Origin of the sequence: Planomonospora alba, from assembly GCF_039534085.1 — a bacterium.
GTDB lineage: Bacteria > Actinomycetota > Actinomycetes > Streptosporangiales > Streptosporangiaceae > Planomonospora_B > Planomonospora_B alba.
In genome coordinates this window covers 1-17324 of record NZ_BAAAUT010000054.1, presented here as the reverse complement: position 1 = coordinate 17324, position 17324 = coordinate 1, and the positions used below count along the sequence as shown (strand labels likewise).

The window sequence follows — 17324 nt, the reverse complement described above, 5'->3', positions numbered from 1 at the left end:
GACATGCCAATCCCACGCACCTCCTCCCGAGGCTCCCGCGCGGCCGCCGCCCTCGCCCTGCTGGCCCTGGCCGTCACCGCGTGCGCCAGCGACAAGGCCACCGGAGGCGGAAGCGGCGCCGCCGCCTCCGGCGACGGGGTGAAGACCGGACCCGGCGTCACCGCCGAGACGATCACGATCGGCATGATGACCGACCTGACCGGCCCCTACGCCTCCTTCGGCAAGAGCCTGACCAACGCCCAGCAGCTCTACTTCGAGCAGGTCAACAAGGCGGGCGGGATCTGCGGCCGGCAGCTCGAGTCGATCGTGCGCGACCACGGCTACGACGTGCAGAAGGCCGTGGCCGCCTACACCGAGATCGGCCCGAAGTCGGTCGCGCTCGCCCACGTCGTCGGCTCGCCCATGGTCAACGCGGTCAAGCAGCGCATCGAGGCCGACCAGATGCTGACCATCCCGCAGGCCTGGGCCACCCACCTGCTCGGCAGCAAGCCGATCCAGGTCACCGGCACCACCTACGACATCGACATGATCAACGGCGTCGACTACCTGGTGAAGGAGAAGGGCATCAAGTCCGGCGACTCCATCGGGCACCTGTACTTCGAGGGCGACTACGGCGAGACCGCGCTCAACGGCTCCAAGTTCGCCGCAGGCAAGCACGGCCTGAAGCTCGTCGAGCAGAAGATCAAGGCGACCGACCAGGACATGACCGCCCAGGTCGCGGCGTTCAAGAAGGCGGGCGTCAAGGCCGTCCTCGTCTCCGTCGGCCCCCGGCAGACCGCCTCCCTCGTCGGCGTCGCCCTGGCCGGCGGCATGAAGGTGCCGTTCCTCGGCAGCAACTCGGCCTACGCCCCGCAGCTGCTGGCGACCCCGGCGGGCGAGGCGCTGCTGGCCGCCTTCGAGTACGTGACGGCGGGCGCCCCGATGAGCTCGGACCTGCCGGCCATCAAGAAGCTGGGCGAGGACTACAAGGCCAAGTACCCGAACGAGGCCGTCGACAGCGGCGTCGCCTCCGGCTACATCGCCGCCGGGATCGTGGTGGACGCGCTGAAGAAGGCCTGCGAGAGCAAGGACCTCACCCGCGCCGGCGTGGTGAGCGCGCACCGCACCCAGAGCTCCTGGGGCGACCAGTACGGCGGGGCCATGGACTTCACCGCGTTCGACAAGCCCGCCTCGCTCCGCTCCTACATCGTCAAGCCGGACAAGGAGGCGCTGGGCGGCTCCGTCGTCGTCAAGGAGCCGTTCACGGCCGACATCGCCGGCGAGTACCAGGTGCCCGCCGGCGGCTGAGCCGCCGCGGTCCCGCGTCCGCCCGGCGGGACGCTCCGTCCCGCCGGGCGGACGGGCGCGGGCCGCACCCCGGAGGGCCGCGTCCCCCGGCGGGCCGTGTCCCCGGCGGGTCCTCCGGCGGGCCGCGTCCCCCGGCGGGCCGTATCCTTCGGAGGGTGACCGACAAGCTGAACACCGGCAGCCACGACCTGCCGGTCTCCGACGCGCTGGCGGCCTTCATGGCGACCGGGTGGGCCGACACCCACCGCGCCGACCTGGCCCCGCTGGCGGTGGCGGCCTACACGGCCAAGCGCCGCGCGGCGCTCGCCGCCCGCTTCCCCGGCGAGCGGCTGATCATCCCCTCCGGGACCCTGAAGGTCCGCAGCAACGACTGCGACTACCGCTTCCGCCCGCACAGCGCCTTCGCCTACCTGACCGGCGACCAGGAGCCCGACGACGTCCTGGTCGTCGAGCCGTCCGGGGAGGCGCGGCTCTTCCTGCGCCCGCGCTCGCCCCGCTCGGCGCCGGGCGCGGCCGGGCAGGAGTTCTACCGCGACCGCCGCTACGGCGAGTTCTGGGTGGGCCGCCGCCCCGACCTGGCCGAGGCCGAGGCGCTCTACCAGCTCGCCTGCGCGCCGATCGGCGAGCTGGAGACGGCGCTGGCCGGCCCCGCCCGGGTGCTGCGCGGCGTGGACGCCTCCGTCGACGCCCGGGTCGCCCCGCACGACGGCGACGCCGAGCTGGAGGCGTTCCTGTCGGAGATGCGGCTGGTCAAGGACGAGTGGGAGGTCGCCGAGCTGCAGCACGCGGTGGACGTCACCACCCGGGGCTTCGAGGACGTGGTGCGGGCGCTCCCCGAGGCCATGCGGCACCGGCGCGGCGAGCGCTACCTGGAGGGCGTCTTCGGCCTGCGCTCCCGGCTGGAGGGCAACGCCACCGGCTACGACAGCATCGTGGCCTCCGGCGCCAACGCGTGCGTGCTGCACTGGATCCGCAACGACGGCCGGCTGCACGAGGGCGACCTGCTGCTGATGGACGCCGGCGTGGAGACCGACGGCCTCTACACCGCCGACATCACCCGGACCCTGCCGCTGTCGGGCCGCTTCAGCCCGGTCCAGCGCCAGGTCTACGAGCTGGTCTACCAGGCGCAGAACGCCGCCATCGCCACCCTGCGCCCGGGCGCGCGCTTCCGCGACTTCCACCTCGCCGCCATGCGGGTCATCGCCGAGGGCCTGCACGACTGGGGCGTGCTGAAGATCAGCCCGGACGAGGCGATGGAGCCGGACAGCGGCCTGTACCGCCGCTACACCCTGTGCAGCAGCGGTCACATGCTCGGCATGGACGTGCACGACTGCGCCCGGGCCCGCGCGGAGACCTACCTGGACGGCGTGCTGGCCGAGGGCCAGGTGCTCACCGTCGAGCCGGGCCTGTACCTCCAGCCGGACGACCTGACCCTCCCGCCGGAGCTGCGCGGCATCGGGGTGCGCATCGAGGACGACCTCGTCGTCACCGCCGACGGCGCCCGCCTCATGTCCTGCGGGCTGCCCCGCCACCCGGACGAGGTCGAGCGCTGGATGGCCGGCCTGGCGGGCTGAGCCGGCCGTACGGACCGGCGGCGCCGGCCACCGGCGGGACGGGAAAGTGTGAGGCCCTGACAAGTCCCCGCCGGGGCGTTATGGCTTTCGCGCAAATTCCGCAGGAAGCATCGACTTACTGGACGAACCGTCATTAGCGTGACTGGTCCAAGGTCGTAGCCGCGGAATCCGAGGTGGTCGATGGCGGACGCCACGCGGGGCGCCACGCAGGGCGCCGCACCGGGCGCCGCCGGGAACGCCCCCGACGGTGCCGCGCCCGGCGGCCCCGGAGGGGGCCTCACAGGGGGTCTCAGCCGCGGCGCCGCCGGGGCCGGCGGGCGGCTCGTCCGCCTGGGCACCGGCGCGCTCGGCCGGATCGGCGACATGTCGGTGCTCGCCCTGGAGGGCTTCCGCCGCAGCTGGGCGGTGCGGAGCTGGTTCTGGGAGTTCGTCGAGCAGTGCTGGTTCCTGGCCCGCGTCACCAGCCTGCCCGTGCTCCTCGTCTCGCTCCCGCTGGGGGCGACCGTCGCCCTGCAGGTCGGCGATCTGGCCTGGCAGCTCGGCGCCTCCTCGGCCACCGGCGGCGCGGTCGTGGTCGGCCTGGTCCGCGAGGTCGCCCCGATGGCCTCGGCGCTGCTCATCGCCGGGGCCGGCGGGTCGGCCATGACCTCCGACATCGGCGCCCGCAACATCCGCGACGAGCTGGCCGCCATGGAGGTCATGGCGGTCAACCCGATCCACCGCCTGGTCACCCCCCGGCTGTGGGCGGCGAGCACCGTGGCGGTGCTGCTCGTCCCGCTGGTCATCGTGGCCGGGGCGGCCGGCGGCTACTTCTTCAACGTCATCGTGCAGGGCGTCACCCCCGGCGCCTACTTCGACGGCGCGACCTCCCTGCTGGTCACCAGCGACCTGCTGGTGACCCTGCTGAAGGCGTGGATCTTCGGCTTCATCGCGGCGATCATGTCCTGCCACTACGGCATGACCTGCCAGACCAGCCCGGTCGGCGTGGGCCGCGCGGTGAACCGGTCCACGGTCACGACCTTCATGCTGGTCTTCGCCGTCAACTACGTGATCACGATGATCTACTTCCTCGCCTACCCGCCGAGGACGCTGTGATGGCGGCCGTCCCGGGCGTGCGCACCGCGGGCCGGCGCGCCTACGACGCCCTCCTGGACGGCGCGGAGCGGCTGGCCGCGCTCTCGGACTGGCCGGTCTTCCTGTGGAGGGTCGTCTTCTACTCCGTGCGGGACATCGTCCTGCGCGCCAAGTTCACCAGGGTCGTGCTCCGCCAGATCAGCGACGTCGTGGTGGGCGTCGGCGCGACCATCATCGGCGGCGGCATGATCTTCGTGACGTTCACCATGGCCTTCGCGGTCGGTGCCACCGTCGGGCTCCAGGGCTACCAGGGCCTGCAGGCGATCGGCGCCGAGTCGTTCATCGGCCTGGTGGGCAGCTTCGCCAACGTCCGGGAGATCACCCCGATCATCGCGGCGGTCGCGCTGGCCGCCCAGGTCGGCTCGTCGTTCACCGCGGAGCTGGGCGCGATGCGGATCTCCGAGGAGATCGACGCGCTGGAGGTGATGGGCATCAACGCCTTCACCTACCTGATCTGCACCCGGGTGGTGGCCGCGCTGGCCGCGCTGATCCCGGTCTACCTGATCGCGCTGTTCGCCAGCTTCTTCGCCACCCGGCTGATGTGCACGGTGCTGTTCGGCATGGCGCCGGGCGTGTACGACTACTACTTCTACCTCGGCCTGCCGGCGATCGACATCGTCTACAGCGTGGCCAAGGTGGTCGTCTTCGCCTTCGCGGTGATCAGCATCCACTGCCGCTACGGGTTCCACGCCACCGGCGGTCCGGTCGGCGTGGGCGTCGCGGCCGGGCGGGCGATCCGCCAGTCGATCATCACCGTCGTCCTCCTCAACCTCCTGCTCTCCTACCTGTTCTGGGGCGGCGGCAGCAGCACGCCGCTGACGGGGTGAGCGCCCGTGGCCAGAGGTGAACCCGCCCTGCCGGTCCGGCTCGCGATCTCGCTGGCCGTGATCGCCTCCGTGGCCGCGGCCCTGGTCCTGGTCGTCCGGGGCGCCCCCGAGGTGAGCGGGACGCGGCTGTCGGCCGTGTTCGGCCGCTCCGGGCAGGGCCTGGACACCAACTCCCCCGTCAAGGTCCGCGGCATCACGGTCGGCGGCGTCACCTCGGTGACGCTGGACCCCGCGGGCCGGGCCGTGGTCTCCCTGTACGTCGGCCCCGGCGTCCGCGTGCCCGAGACCGCCACCGCCGCGATCGAGCCGGCCTCGGTCTTCGGCCCCAAGTTCGTCGACCTGGTCCCCGGCGGCGGGGAGTCGGGCGGCCCCTTCCTCGGCGACGGCGCGGTCATCACCCGGACCCGGGACCCGGTGGACCTGTCGGACTCCCTCGGCGACGCCTACGAGGGACTCGGCGCGGTGGACCCCGCGGACGTCACGACCATCGTGCACACCCTGGGCCGCGCCCTGGACGGCAAGGGCCCGCACCTGCGCGAGCTCCTCGACGGCGCCGGGGAGGTCGTCGGCGTCGCGCACCGGCGGCGCGCGGAGTACACCCGGTTCATCCGCGACGCCGCCGCGCTGAGCGGCGCCCTGGCCGACAAGGGGGACGAACTGGTGGGCGTCTCCTCCGACGTCGACGTGCTCACCCCCGGGCTGCTGGAGCGGGCCGACAAGGTGCGGGCGCTGCTGCGCGAGTTCGACGAGGTGTCCGCGCTGACCGCGCACGGCCTGCGCGCGCACCGCCGCGACATCAGGGCCGCGGGCACCTCCGCCGAGCGTGTGGCGGCTCTGCTGTACGCGGAGCTCGGGATCGCCGGCGACGGCGTGCGCGGCCTCAACGGGCTGATCGCCGGGTTGAACGATCTGATCGGCGGCACCGGCCCGGACGGGGCGAACCAGCTGAAGATGGCCGCCTACGTGCACACCGACCTGTGCGCGCTCTTCGTCGGCGCCTGCGGCGCGACGGGCGGCGGGTGAGCCGATGACACGGTCCGCAGAACAGGCGCGGCGCCTGCGCACCCTGGCCAAGCTCTCCGTCTTCCTCGTGGTCACGGTCACGCTGACCGTCGTGATCGGAGCGGAGATCGCCCGGGTGGGCGGCGGCGGCACCTACCGGCTCGTCGCCGTCTTCGACGACGTCTCCGGGCTCCGCACCGGCGACGAGGTGAAGATCGCCGGAGCCCCGGTCGGCCGGGTCGACGCGATCGAGGTGGTCGGCGGCCGGGCGGAGGTGACGCTGGGCGTGCAGGACTCGGTCCGGGTGCCCTCCGACAGCGCCGCGGCGGTCCGCTGGCGCGACACGATCGGCCGGCGCGTGGTCTACCTGGAGCCCGGCACCGCGCGGGACGTGCTGGCCGACGGCGCGCGGGTGCGGCGGACCAGCTCCGTGGTGGACATCGGCGACCTGGTCAACGACCTGGGCCCGCTCACCCGCAGCCTGGACCCCGAGCAGATCAACCGGCTGCTCACCGCGGCGGGCGAGGCGCTGGACGGCAACCAGGAGAACATCCCGCGCCTGGTGGAGGACCTCGGCGCGCTGACCTCCACCGTCGCCGAGCGCAAGGAGATCATCAAGGGACTGCTGGAGGACTACGCCACGGTGACCGACGCGATCTCCCGCCGGGACGAGCAGATCTCCCGGCTGGTGGACGACCTGGTCGAGCTGACCGGCGCGTTCGCCCGCAACCGGAAGCTGGTCGACGAGGCCCTGGTCGAGCTGTCCGCCACCGCGCGGGTCGGCGACCGGGTGCTCGGCGACAACGCCCGCGAGTTCGGCCGGGTCGTGGACGGCATGACCCGGCTCACCGGCGGCGTCCGCCGCAACCTCGGCGACATCGAGAAGGTGCTGGCCACGCTCACCCCTCCGCTGCAGCGCTCGTTCCAGGTGACCAGCCGCGGCCACTTCGTGACCACGGCGGTGCCCTGCGTGGCCCTCGGCCCGCTGCCCTGCCCCTACGCCATGGACGCCCCGCCGCCGCTGCGGGCCGTCGGCCTCACGTCCACGGCCGGTCTCAAGCGCGTCCTGGTGGGGTCGTAGATGGCGCTCAAGTCCTTCCGCGACCGCGACCGGCTGGCCGTCGGCGCCGTGTCGGCCGCGACCCTCGCCGTCGTGCTGGTGGCGGCCTTCCTCGTCGGCAACCTCGGGCTGCTGGAGGGCGGCTACACGATGTCGGCCGTCCTGCGGGACGCCGCCGGGCTGCGCCCGGGCAACGAGGTCCGGGTGGCGGGCGTGCCCGTCGGCGAGGTCACCGCCGTGCGCGCCGACTACGCCCGCGGCCACGTCGTGGCGACCTGGAAGGTGGACGACGGGATCAGGCTCGGCCCGCAGACCCGCGCCGAGGTCGCCCTCTCCAACCTGCTGGGCGGGCGCTACATCAGGCTCACCGGGCCGGTCACCCGCCCCTACATGGACGAGCTGCCCGAGCGGGAGCGGCTGATCCCGCCGGCGCGGACCAGCACCCCGACGCTGGTCACGGACGCGCTCAAGGACGCGACCCGGCTGGTGGAGCGGCTCGACACCGAAGCGGTCGACGGGCTGCTGCGGGAGCTGGCGGAGCTGAAGCCCGTCCCGCGGGGACGGGTGAGCAGGCTGCTGGACGACATCGGCGAGCTGTCGGAGGTGATCGGCGAGAGCGAGCCCGAGCTGCAGCGGCTGCTGGACGCCGGCGACCGGGTCATGAAGGTGCTGGACTCCAAGGACGCCCAGATCAGCCGTCTGATCGACTCGATCGAGGTGATGCTGGACGAGCTCAGGCGCCGCCGCGACGAGCTGAGGGCCCTCCTCGGCGACGGCAGCGACCTGGTCGGCGGCATCACCACCCTGGTCGCCGAGCACGAGAGGAACCTGATCGCGGTGGTGGACGACGCCACCGCGATCGCGAACCGCCTGGACACCGGGAGCAACGCCTCCCTCAACTCGGTGCTCGCCTGGGTCGGCCCCACCTTCTCCGGGCTGGCCGCCACCGGTGGGAGGAACCACTGGATCGACGCGATCGCGGTCGGGGTCGGGCCGATCAACCCCGAGGTGCTCGGCGCCATCCGCGAGGACAGGGGGAGGCGATGACAGGCCACCGGCGGCGGGCGGCGGACGGGCCGCGGCGGGCGGCCGGCCCGGGCCGGACCGCGGCGGGCCGCGGGACACGCGCCCCGGCGGGGACCGGCGGGCCGAGCAGGCCGGTCACGGCGGCCGGCGGGCCGCGCAGACTGGTGGCGGTGCTGCTGGCCCTGGTGCTGCCGGCCGCGGCGGGCGGGTGCTCGCCGCCGCGCGGCGGGGCCGGGCCGTACCGGCTGACCGCCTACTTCGCGGCCGCGCCGTCCCTGTACGAGCAGGCCAAGGTGAAGGTGATGGGACTGGACGCGGGGACCGTGGAGAAGCTCACCATCGAGCGCGACCGGGTCCGCGCGGACCTGCTCGTCGACGGGGAGGTCCCGCTCCCCGCCGACGTCCGGGCGGTGGTCGCCGCGCAGAACACGCTGGGCGAGCGGAACGTCGTGCTCCACCCGCCGTGGCGGCCGGGGCGGCCGCGGATCGCCCCGGGGGCGGTGATCCCGCTGGAGCGCACCGACCTGCCCGTGGAGATCGACGACGCGCTGGAGGCGTTCACCAAGCTCACCGACGCCCTGGACACCGGCACCGTGGGCGAGGCGGCCGGGAGCCTGGCCGACGGCGTCCGGGGCCGCGGCGAGCAGATCAACCGGGCGCTGTCCGACGCGGCCGCGCTCAGCCGCACCCTCGCCGGGCAGGACGAGAGGCTCGTCGAGCTGGCCGGCGGCCTGAACCGGCTCGCGGCCAAGCTGAACGAGCGCGAGAAGCAGGTCGAGACGACCATCGACGCCTTCGCCGAGACCAGCGCCGCCCTCGCCGAGGAGCGGGAGCGCACCCGGCGCTTCATCAGCGGCCTGGCCGACCTGGTACGGCGGGGCGACGTGCTGCTGGAGGCCTACCAGGAGCGCCTGCCGAAGGGCACGGCGGCCCTGGCGGAGCTGGTGCTCACCCTGAAGGCGAACAGCGAGTCCGCGGCCGAGGCGATCGCCGGGGCCCGCGGGTTCGTCGACGGCGCGGTCATGGCCTGGGACCGGAAGAACAACGTGCTCACCTTCCGCCTGGTGCTCAACGCGATGACCCGGGCCTGGCTGACCCCGCTCTTCGACGCCCTCGGCCTGGGCCCGGTGCCGTGCCTGCCGGGCGCGCTGAGCGACTGCGCGGCGGGGAGGAGCCGGTGAGCCGGCGGCGGGCGGTGCCGGGACCGGCCGGACCCCGCCTGCTCCTGGCGCTGGTGCTCGCCCTGGCGGGGTGCGGCCTGCAGACCCTGGGCGCGCCCTCCGGCGACCTGACCCTGAGCGCGACCTTCGACGACGTGCAGAGCCTGGTCGCCGGGCACAGCGTGCAGATCGCCGACGTGCGGGTGGGCAGCGTCACCGACGTCCGGCTGGAGGGCTACCGGGCCAGGGTCACCATGTCCATCGAGGACGGCAACCGGGTGCCCGAGGGCACCTCCGCGGTCGTCGCCAAGACCTCGATCCTGGGCGAGAACTACATCGAGCTCCGGCTGCCCGAGGGCCGGGGCATGGACACCGGGCCGTTCCTGGCGGACGGCGCGGTGATCGGGAAGACCTCGGTCGAACCGGACATCGAGCAGGTCACCGCGCGGGCCGGACCGCTGATCGACGCGCTCGGCGCCCAGGACGTGAACGCCGTGCTGGACGCGGCGGCGACCGGGATCGGCGGCAAGGGCGAGGACCTCAACCGCCTGCTGCGGCAGGCCACCGAGATCACCGCCGCCTACGCCGAGTCCCGCCGCGAGCTGGCCCGGACCGTCGAGGCCCTGGCGAGGCTGGGCGACGACCTGGCCGAGGGGTCCGCGGAGCTGGAGAAGCTGCCCGGCAACGTCCAGGCCGCCGCCGCCCGGCTGAACCACGGCCGCAAGCACGTCAAGAAGACGCTGCGGGAGCTGACCGCGCTGGCCCGCGAGGTCAACACCACCGTCTACCCCCGGCACGCCGCCCGGCTCCGCACCCTGCTGCAGCGCTTCGACGCGGTCACCTCGGCGGCGGTGCGGGGCAAGGAGGACCTGAAGGTCCTCGTCAGCCGGGTGCAGCGCTTCATCGACCAGCCGCCGATCGTGGTCAACGGGCAACTGCTGGCGTTCGTCTGGCTGAAGGGCCTGATCACGACCGGGCGGGAGGCCGGCGACCGGGCCCGCACGCCCAACTCCGTGGACGACTTCCGCCTGCTGCTGGAGCCGCCGCGATGAGGAACCGCATCCGCGTCAACCTCGCGTTCTTCGTGGTGCTCGGCGCCGTGATGACCGTGTGGGCGTTCACCGGCGTCATCCGGCTCGACGTGATCGAACGGCCGTACCGGGTCAACGTGGAGTTCGCCTCCTCCCCCGGCCTGGTGCCCGGCTTCGACGTGGCCTACCTCGGCGTGCGGATCGGCCGGATCGACGGCGTGCGGCTCGCCCCCGGCAGGATCGTGGTGGCTCTGGACATCGACCGCGGGGTGCGGATCCCGCGGGGCGTCACCGCCGAGGTGCGCCGCAAGTCCGCGATCGGCGAGCCGTACGTGGAGATCTCCCCGCCGCGGCGCGGGGCCGCGCCCGGCGACCTGGCGCCCGGCGCCACCATCCCGCTGTCGGCCACGTCGGTCCCGCTGGACTACCGGGAGCTGTTCGACGGGGTCGGCAGGGTCCTGGACGCGATGCCCGTCGAGGACGCGCGGACCATCACCCGCGAGCTGGCCGCCGGGCTGGACGGCCGGGCGGCGTCGATCCGCGAGGTCGTGGACAACGCGCACGACGTCACCGCCACGCTCGCCGAGAACACCGAGCTGCTGGACGAGCTGTCGGTGAACCTGACCCGGCTGACCGGCACGCTCGCGGGCAGGCGGGAGCAGCTGGCCTCGGGCGCGACCGACCTGGCCGCCGTGACCCGGTCGATCCGGGCCTCCCGCAAGGACCTGTACGCCGCGCTCGAACACGGCCCGTCCTTCTTCCGCCAGGTCGACCACGTGCTCGGCACCGCCCGCCCGGGCCTGTCCTGCCTGCTGACGGCCCTCGGCACGGAACCGGGCCGGGTGTTCACCTCCGCGTCGCGGGCGCACGTCGACCACCTGCTGCGGACCGTCCCCACCGCCCGGGTCCTGCTGGACAGGGTGACCGAGAAGCACGCCGGGGGCCTGTACGGCAGGGTCACGTTCGTCATCAGCGTCCCGGGCGGCCCGAAGGTCGCCACGGAGTACGGCAGGCCGCAGGCGAAGCCGGAGGTCCGCGAGCTGCGCTCCTGCCCCCGGGGCGCCGCCGCGCAGGGCCCCCGCCGCGGGGACGACGACGAGGACACCGGCCCCCACCCCGGGGACGGCACCGGCCCGGACGGCGGGGCGGGCGCGACGCCGTCCGGCGCGGCGGCCTCCGAGGACGGCGGCACCGCCGAGGCCGCGCCGCGGGAGAGCGCCACCGGCGGCGCCGCGCCCGGCGCCGCCGGTGCCGGCTCGCAGGACCTCACCCCCTTCGTCATCGCGGTCCTCGCCGCCGTCGCCGTCTCGGGCGGCGTGATCGCCGCGCTCGCCGTCCGCCGGGCGGGCCGCCGCCGGGAACAGGAGCAGCGATGAGTCCCACCCCCGCCACGTCCGCGGACCCCTCCGAGGAGGCCGGCGCCGGCCGTACGGAGGGCACCGGAGCGCAGGACGCCCGGCCCGAGGACGCCCGGCCCGAGGACACCGGACCCGAGGAGGCCGGGCCCGGCGGGGCCGGCACCGCGGCCGGTGCCCGCGGCAGGCCCGGGACGCGGTGGAGGAGGCTCGCCGGGGCGGCCGCCGCCACGGCGGTCGCGGGCGCGGTGGCGTTCGGCGCGGTGCAGTGGGTCTCCGCCGAGCGGCTGGCCGACCGGCTCGCGGCGGAGAAGGCGGAGCGGCTCGCGGTCTCCGCCACGGCAGGGGAGTTCGCCGCGGCCCTGCAGACCTACGACCACACCGACCTGCAGGCCTACCGGGACCGCGTCTTCAGCCTGTCGGGCGAGGACTTCGAGAAGACCTACGACGAGGCCTTCAGCCCGCTGGAGAGCGTGATCACCGCGATGAAGGCGTCCTCGACGGCCTCGGTCCGCGGCGTGTACGTCTCCGAGGTCGCCGACGGCAGGGCCACCGCCATCACGGTCGTCGACTCCCAGGTGAAGAGCACCTCGGGCACCCGGCGCATGCTCGGCGCCTACATGGAGCTGGGGCTGGTCAAGACCGGCGGGCGGTGGAAGGTGAACGACGCCACCGTGATGGGCGCCGCCGAGGAGCTCGTGACCGACCCCGACGGCAGGGCCGCCGCCCCCTCCGCCTCCCCGGCCCCCTCCGGGAAGGACTCCGGGAAGAAGAAAACCGGGTGAGGCCGGAGGGCGCCGCTCCATGACGCGGGGACCGGCGCCCGGATCCCCTCAGCATCGGTGCCTGCCTGCCGACAAGACGTACATGAGCGGATCGAGGCGGTTCTCCCTTCAGTTGCGGCACCGGTTGCTGATCCTGGGCGCGGGCGGAGTGCTGGCCACGGCACTGGTGCTGGTCGGCGTCGGGACCTGGCAGAGCGCGCGGTTCAGCGACCTCGCCGCGGAGAACGTCGCGGAGCTCACCACGGCCGATCTCGGCCACGTGACCGAGGGGGTGAACCGGCTCGTCAACGCCGTCGGCTCGTCCGTCCAGCAGTCCGTCGACGACGACATGCGGATCGTGGCGGGCGAACTCGCCGAGCGCGGCCTCCGCTTCGGCGGCGGGTCGGTGACCTGGGAGGCCACCGACCAGCTCACCAAGCGGACGCGCCGCGTCACGCTGCCCCGGGCCCTGGTCGGCGGCACCTGGCTCGGCCAGAACGACGACGCGGACCGGCCCACCCCCTTCGTCGACGACGTGCAGGACACGGTCGGCGGCACCATCACGCTGTTCCAGCGGATGAACGACGAGGGCGACCTGCTCCGCGTCGCGACCAACGTGCCGAACGCCGACGGCGGGCGGGCCATCGGCACGTACATCCCCGCCACCGGCGCCGACGGTGCGCCCAACGCCGTCGCCGCCGCGATCAAGGCGGGCGAGTCCTACCGGGGCGTCGCGAAGGTCGTCGACACGTGGTACATCACCGCGTACGACCCCGTCCGCGACTCCTCCGGCCGCGTCATCGGCGCGGTGTACTTCGGGGTGCCGCAGACCGAGGCGATCGCGCAGCTCACCGAGGCCGTCGCCCGGACCGAGGTCGGCGCGAACGGCGGTGTGACGGTCTACAGCACCGGCGCCGCGGACCGCGGCAGGGTGATCGCCTCCTCCAAGGGGTCCGCCGCCGGCGCGGCGGACCTCGACGCCGCCGACGCCGACGGGCGCCGCTACGTCGAGGAGATCACGGCGAAGGCTCCTGAGCTCGGCGCGGACCAGATCTGGCGGACCGAGTACAGGCTGCCGGGAGCGGGCGGCGCCCCCGCGGCGGAGACCGCGGTCAACGTCTCCTCGTACGCTCCGTACCAGTGGGCGATCGCGGTCATGGGATACGGGCCGGACTACGACGCGGCCGTCACCGAGATCGGCGAGGGACGCCGGACGATGCTCGTCGCGTTCGCCGTCGCCGGGCTGCTGATGACGGTCGCCGGAGGCGGCCTGGCCGTGCTGTGGGCGCGGCGCCTGAGCCACCGGGTCGGGAGGCTGACCGGCGCCCTGAGCGCCGTCGCCGGACGCGACCTCACCGTCGCGGTGCACGAGGACGGCGGGGACGAGATCGCCCGGATGGGCGCCGCGCTCGGCACCGCGCTCGCGGAGCTGCGGCAGCTTCTGTCCGGCATCGCCGGCGGCTCGGCGGCGGTGACGGGCGCGGCGGCGCAGGTCTCGCGGGTCGGGGCGGAGCTGTCCGGCTCGGCCGAGCGCGCCTCCGACCAGGCGGGCGCGGCCGTGGCGGCCGCCGAGGAGGTGTCCCGGAACGTGGGGACCGTGGCCGCCGGCTCCGAGGAGATGAGCGCCTCCATCAGTGAGATCGCCGGGAACGCCCAGCAGGCCGCCCAGGTCGCCGGCGACAGTGTGGAACTGACTCGGCAGGCCTCCCGCACGGTCGCCAGGCTCGGCGAGTCCAGCGCCCAGATCACCGACGTGGTCAAGGTCATCAGCAGCATCGCCGAGCAGACCAACCTCCTGGCCCTTAACGCCACGATCGAGGCCGCGCGCGCCGGCGAGGCGGGCAAGGGCTTCGCGGTGGTCGCCGGCGAGGTCAAGGACCTCGCTCAGGAGACGGCGAGGGCCACCGACGACGTCGCCGGCCGCGTGTCCGCCATCGAGGAGGACACGCGGCGGGCCGTCGAGGTCATCGGGGCGATCTCGGAGTCCATCTCCCGGGTGAACGACTTCCAGGCCGCCATCGCCGCCGCGGTGGAGGAGCAGACCTCGACCACCCGGGAGATGAGCCGGAACGTCGGCCAAGCCGCGGCCGGAAACGAGGAGATCGCACAGAGCCTGGGTGAGGTCGCCGCGACGGCCGGCCTGACCCGCGACGCCGTCCGCACGGCCCAGGACGCCGCGCGCGAGCTGGAGGACACCGCCCGGCACCTGGACGAACTGGTCGGGCGGTTCCGGCTGAACCGCTGAGGTCGGTCCGGGAGGAGCGGCGAAGGGTCCGCAGGCCCGCTCCTCCCGGCTCTCCCGGTCCGGAAATGATCGGGAAACCGGAAATACGTCCCCTGTGTCAGGTGAGAGCCCTAATCTGGGCGGATGCCTGATTCCCTGGTGCTGGCCGGCCTCACCGACGAGATCTACTCCCCCGACGGCATGGACCTGCTCACCGCGACCGAGCGCGAGCGCGCGGCGGCGTTCGCCCGGGAGGCCGACCGGCGCGACTTCGTCGCGGCCCACGTGCTCGTACGCAGGTGCGCGGCCAAGGTGGCCGGGGTGCCGGAGGACCGGCTGACCCTGCTCCAGGTCTGCGAGTACCACGGTCCGGGCCACGGCAGGCCGTACATCGCGGAGATCCCGCGGCTCGGCGTCAGCCTCAGCCACAGCCGCGGGTACGTGTGCGCCGCGGCGGGCCCCGGCCGGATCGGCGTGGACGCCGAGCGGGTCCCCGGCGGCCCGCTGGACACGTCACTGGCCGCCCAGGCGCTCAGCCCCGGGGAGCTGGCCCTGGTCCGCGACAACGAGGCGCTGATCCGGCTCTGGGTCCGCAAGGAGGCGCTCGTCAAGCGCGGCGAGCTGACCCTGGACGGCCTGCGCACGACCGACCTGTCCGCCCTCCCGCCGGGCCCCGCGCCGGGCGATCGGCACACCCTGCGCTGGCAGGGCCGCCACCTGCTCGAATGGCGGACCTCCGGGGAGGATCGGGTGGCGGTCTGCGTCATCTCCGACCACCCCGCCGTCCTGGGCTGAGGCCCGCGGCCGGGCCGCCGCCGACGGCTGATATAGGTTCAGGTCATGGACCGGAGGCCGCCGACCGGCAGGCCGGAGGACGGGCGGCGACGGGAGATCGGACGAGCGGTGCGCGGGAAGAGCGGTGGGCGAGCGGTGGACGGCGAGGAGCATCGATGGCTCACTTCGGCCGAGCAGCGGGCCTGGCGCGCCCACCTGGCCGTGCACAAGCTCCTGGCGCACCGGCTCGACCGCGAGCTGCAGCCCTTCGGGCTCTCGCTGAACGACTACGAGATCCTGGTCAACCTCTCGGAGAGCCCCGGCCGCCGCATGCGCATGAGCGACCTGGCCGACGCCACGATCCAGTCCCGCAGCCGGCTGTCCCACCAGATCTCCCGGATGGAGGCGGCCGACCTGGTCGCGCGGGAGACCTGCGCCGACGACCGGCGCGGCACCTTCGCCGTGCTGACCGAGCACGGCTGGAGCACCATCCAGAAGGTCGCGCCGCACCACGTCGCCGGGGTGCGGCGGCACTTCATCGACCTGCTCACCGACGACCAGCTCCATGAGCTGGCGGCGGCCTACGGTCCCGTGGTGGAGCACCTCAAGAGCCTGCGGTGAAGCGAAACCGATACCGGCCGGTCCTCCCTCCCGGAACCCGGGGATCGCTACGATCCGGCCATGTCTGCTCGCCGGATCCTCATCGCCGCGCTGGCCGCCGCGTTCTCCCTGGTCACCGCGTGCAGCGGTGACCCCGGCCCCCGGAGCACGCTGCCCGGCGGCCCCGACCTGGTCGGCAAGTCCGCGGAGGCGATGCGGACCGTGAAGTCCGCCGCCTTCGCCATGGAGACGGAGAACACCCCCCAGCTCCAGGTCAAGAAGGCCTCCGGCCGACTCAGCGCGACCGGTGACGCCGACGGGACGCTCCAGCTCGACTTCGCCGGGAGCCTGCAGGAGATCAGCTTCGTCCTGGCCGGGGACACCGTGCACTTCAAGGGGGTCACCGGCGGGTTCCAGAAGATGTCGCGGAGCGAGCTCGCCGCGATCTACGACCCGTCGGCCATCCTGGACCCCGAGCGGGGGGTCGTCCGGCTCCTGTCCAACGCGCTGGACCCGAAGACGGAGGCGGAGGAGAAGGTCGGCGGCGCGGACGCCTACCGGCTCTCGGCCACGCTCTCCCAGCAGATCCTCGCCGCGATGGTGCCGGGGATCGCGCAGAGCGTGGACGGCACCCTCTGGATCGACAAGGCCACCTCCCGCCTGCTCAAGGCGGACCTGCCGCTCTCGGCGGGCAAGGTGACGGTCTCCTTCACCGACTACGACGTGCCGGTCCGGGTGACCGCGCCCGCGGAGTGACGGCATGGACTCCCCCGGCACCACTCCCTCCGGCCCCGGGTCCGATGACGCCCCCGATGACGCCCCCGGTACCGGGTCCGGCCGCGGCCCGGCCGGGTCCTCCTCCGGCCCCGGCTGGGGCCGGGCCGCCCGGCGGCGCGTCGCCCTCGGCGTCGGCGGCACCGCGGTCCTGCTCGCCGCGCTGGACGCCTACGTGGTGGTCACCGTCCTCGTCGACATCGCCGAGGACGTCGACGTCCCGCTCAACCACCTGGAGCGGGCCACCCCGATCGTCACCGGCTTCCTGCTCGGCTACATCGCGGCCATGCCGCTCCTGGGCCAGCTCTCCGACCGGTACGGCAGGCGCCCGCTGATCCAGCTGTGCCTGGCGGGGTTCGCGGCCGGCTCGGTCGTCACCGCGCTCGGCGACACGGTCCCCTGGCTGGTGGCGGGCCGTACGCTGCAGGGCCTGGCCGGCGGCGCCCTGCTGCCCATCACCATGGCGCTGGTCGGCGACCTGTGGGACGAGCGCGGCCGCCCGGCGGCACTCGGCGCGGTCGGCGCCCTGCAGGAGCTCGGCAGCGTCCTCGGCCCCCTGTACGGCGCGGGCCTGGCCGCCCTGGTCCCGGTCACCCTGCGCCTGGGCGACGTCCCGCTCGGCGGCTGGCGCTCGATCTTCTGGCTGAACCGTCTGCTGGTGACCCTCGCCGCGGTCGCCGGCCTGCGGGTGCTGCCGCCGCCCCGGCGGGCGGCCCGCCCCGGACCCGGCAC

16 protein-coding genes are annotated in these 17324 nt (G+C 74.2%); all 16 read left to right on the top strand.

The genetic code is table 11. From position 1 onward, the window contains the following. Window positions 1–3 precede the first annotated feature (3 nt). Window positions 4–1287 carry an ABC transporter substrate-binding protein gene (locus tag ABD823_RS26990; protein WP_344864364.1) on the top strand — a complete coding sequence of 428 codons (1284 nt, stop codon included), beginning with the start codon at window positions 4–6 and terminating at the stop codon, window positions 1285–1287. Window positions 1288–1442: 155 nt separating this feature from the next. Next, window positions 1443–2861, top strand: a complete 1419-nt coding sequence (locus ABD823_RS26985) for an aminopeptidase P family protein (RefSeq protein WP_344864362.1) — start codon at window positions 1443–1445, stop codon at window positions 2859–2861. 180 nt (window positions 2862–3041) lie between these two features. Beyond that, window positions 3042–3956, top strand: a complete 915-nt coding sequence (locus ABD823_RS26980) for an MlaE family ABC transporter permease (RefSeq protein WP_425566665.1) — start codon at window positions 3042–3044, stop codon at window positions 3954–3956. Further along, complete coding sequence (locus ABD823_RS26975) at window positions 3956–4822, top strand: ABC transporter permease (RefSeq protein WP_344864360.1); 867 nt, start codon at window positions 3956–3958, stop codon at window positions 4820–4822. The genes ABD823_RS26980 and ABD823_RS26975 overlap by 1 nt, the downstream gene beginning before the upstream one ends. A 6-nt stretch (window positions 4823–4828) precedes the next feature. Continuing rightward, a complete protein-coding gene (locus ABD823_RS26970) occupies window positions 4829–5845 on the top strand; it encodes an MCE family protein (protein WP_344864358.1) in 1017 nt (338 codons plus the stop codon). Between the two features lie 4 nt (window positions 5846–5849). Beyond that, window positions 5850–6905, top strand: a complete 1056-nt coding sequence (locus ABD823_RS26965) for an MCE family protein (protein ID WP_344864356.1) — start codon at window positions 5850–5852, stop codon at window positions 6903–6905. Then, window positions 6906–7931 carry an MlaD family protein gene (locus ABD823_RS26960; RefSeq protein WP_344864354.1) on the top strand — a complete coding sequence of 342 codons (1026 nt, stop codon included), beginning with the start codon at window positions 6906–6908 and terminating at the stop codon, window positions 7929–7931. 149 nt (window positions 7932–8080) lie between these two features. Then, window positions 8081–9091: an MCE family protein gene (locus ABD823_RS26955; RefSeq protein ID WP_344864352.1), complete on the top strand. Its 1011-nt coding sequence runs from the start codon at window positions 8081–8083 to the stop codon at window positions 9089–9091. After that, a complete protein-coding gene (locus tag ABD823_RS26950) occupies window positions 9088–10122 on the top strand; it encodes an MCE family protein (RefSeq protein ID WP_344864350.1) in 1035 nt (344 codons plus the stop codon). The genes ABD823_RS26955 and ABD823_RS26950 overlap by 4 nt, the downstream gene beginning before the upstream one ends. Continuing rightward, window positions 10119–11477 carry an MCE family protein gene (locus ABD823_RS26945; RefSeq protein ID WP_344864348.1) on the top strand — a complete coding sequence of 453 codons (1359 nt, stop codon included), beginning with the start codon at window positions 10119–10121 and terminating at the stop codon, window positions 11475–11477. Before ABD823_RS26950 ends, ABD823_RS26945 begins: the two co-directional genes overlap by 4 nt. Further along, the gene (locus tag ABD823_RS26940; RefSeq protein ID WP_344864346.1) at window positions 11474–12241 is read left to right on the top strand and encodes a hypothetical protein; all 768 of its coding nucleotides are present in this window, start codon (window positions 11474–11476) and stop codon (window positions 12239–12241) included. The genes ABD823_RS26945 and ABD823_RS26940 overlap by 4 nt, the downstream gene beginning before the upstream one ends. An 82-nt stretch (window positions 12242–12323) precedes the next feature. Further along, complete coding sequence (locus ABD823_RS26935; protein WP_344864344.1) at window positions 12324–14465, top strand: methyl-accepting chemotaxis protein; 2142 nt, start codon at window positions 12324–12326, stop codon at window positions 14463–14465. 123 nt (window positions 14466–14588) lie between these two features. Beyond that, on the top strand, window positions 14589–15239 hold the full coding sequence (locus ABD823_RS26930; protein ID WP_344864342.1) for a 4'-phosphopantetheinyl transferase superfamily protein: 651 nt from the start codon (window positions 14589–14591) through the stop codon (window positions 15237–15239). A 45-nt stretch (window positions 15240–15284) separates the two neighbouring features. Continuing rightward, window positions 15285–15839 (top strand): MarR family winged helix-turn-helix transcriptional regulator, encoded by a 555-nt coding sequence (locus ABD823_RS26925; RefSeq protein WP_425566664.1) that lies wholly within the window; start codon window positions 15285–15287, stop codon window positions 15837–15839. Window positions 15840–15899: 60 nt separating this feature from the next. Further along, a complete protein-coding gene (locus ABD823_RS26920) occupies window positions 15900–16574 on the top strand; it encodes an LppX_LprAFG lipoprotein (RefSeq protein WP_344864340.1) in 675 nt (224 codons plus the stop codon). A gap of 4 nt (window positions 16575–16578) precedes the next feature. Beyond that, a partial coding sequence (locus tag ABD823_RS26915) for an MFS transporter (protein ID WP_344864338.1) occupies window positions 16579–17324 on the top strand: 746 nt, incomplete at its 3' end.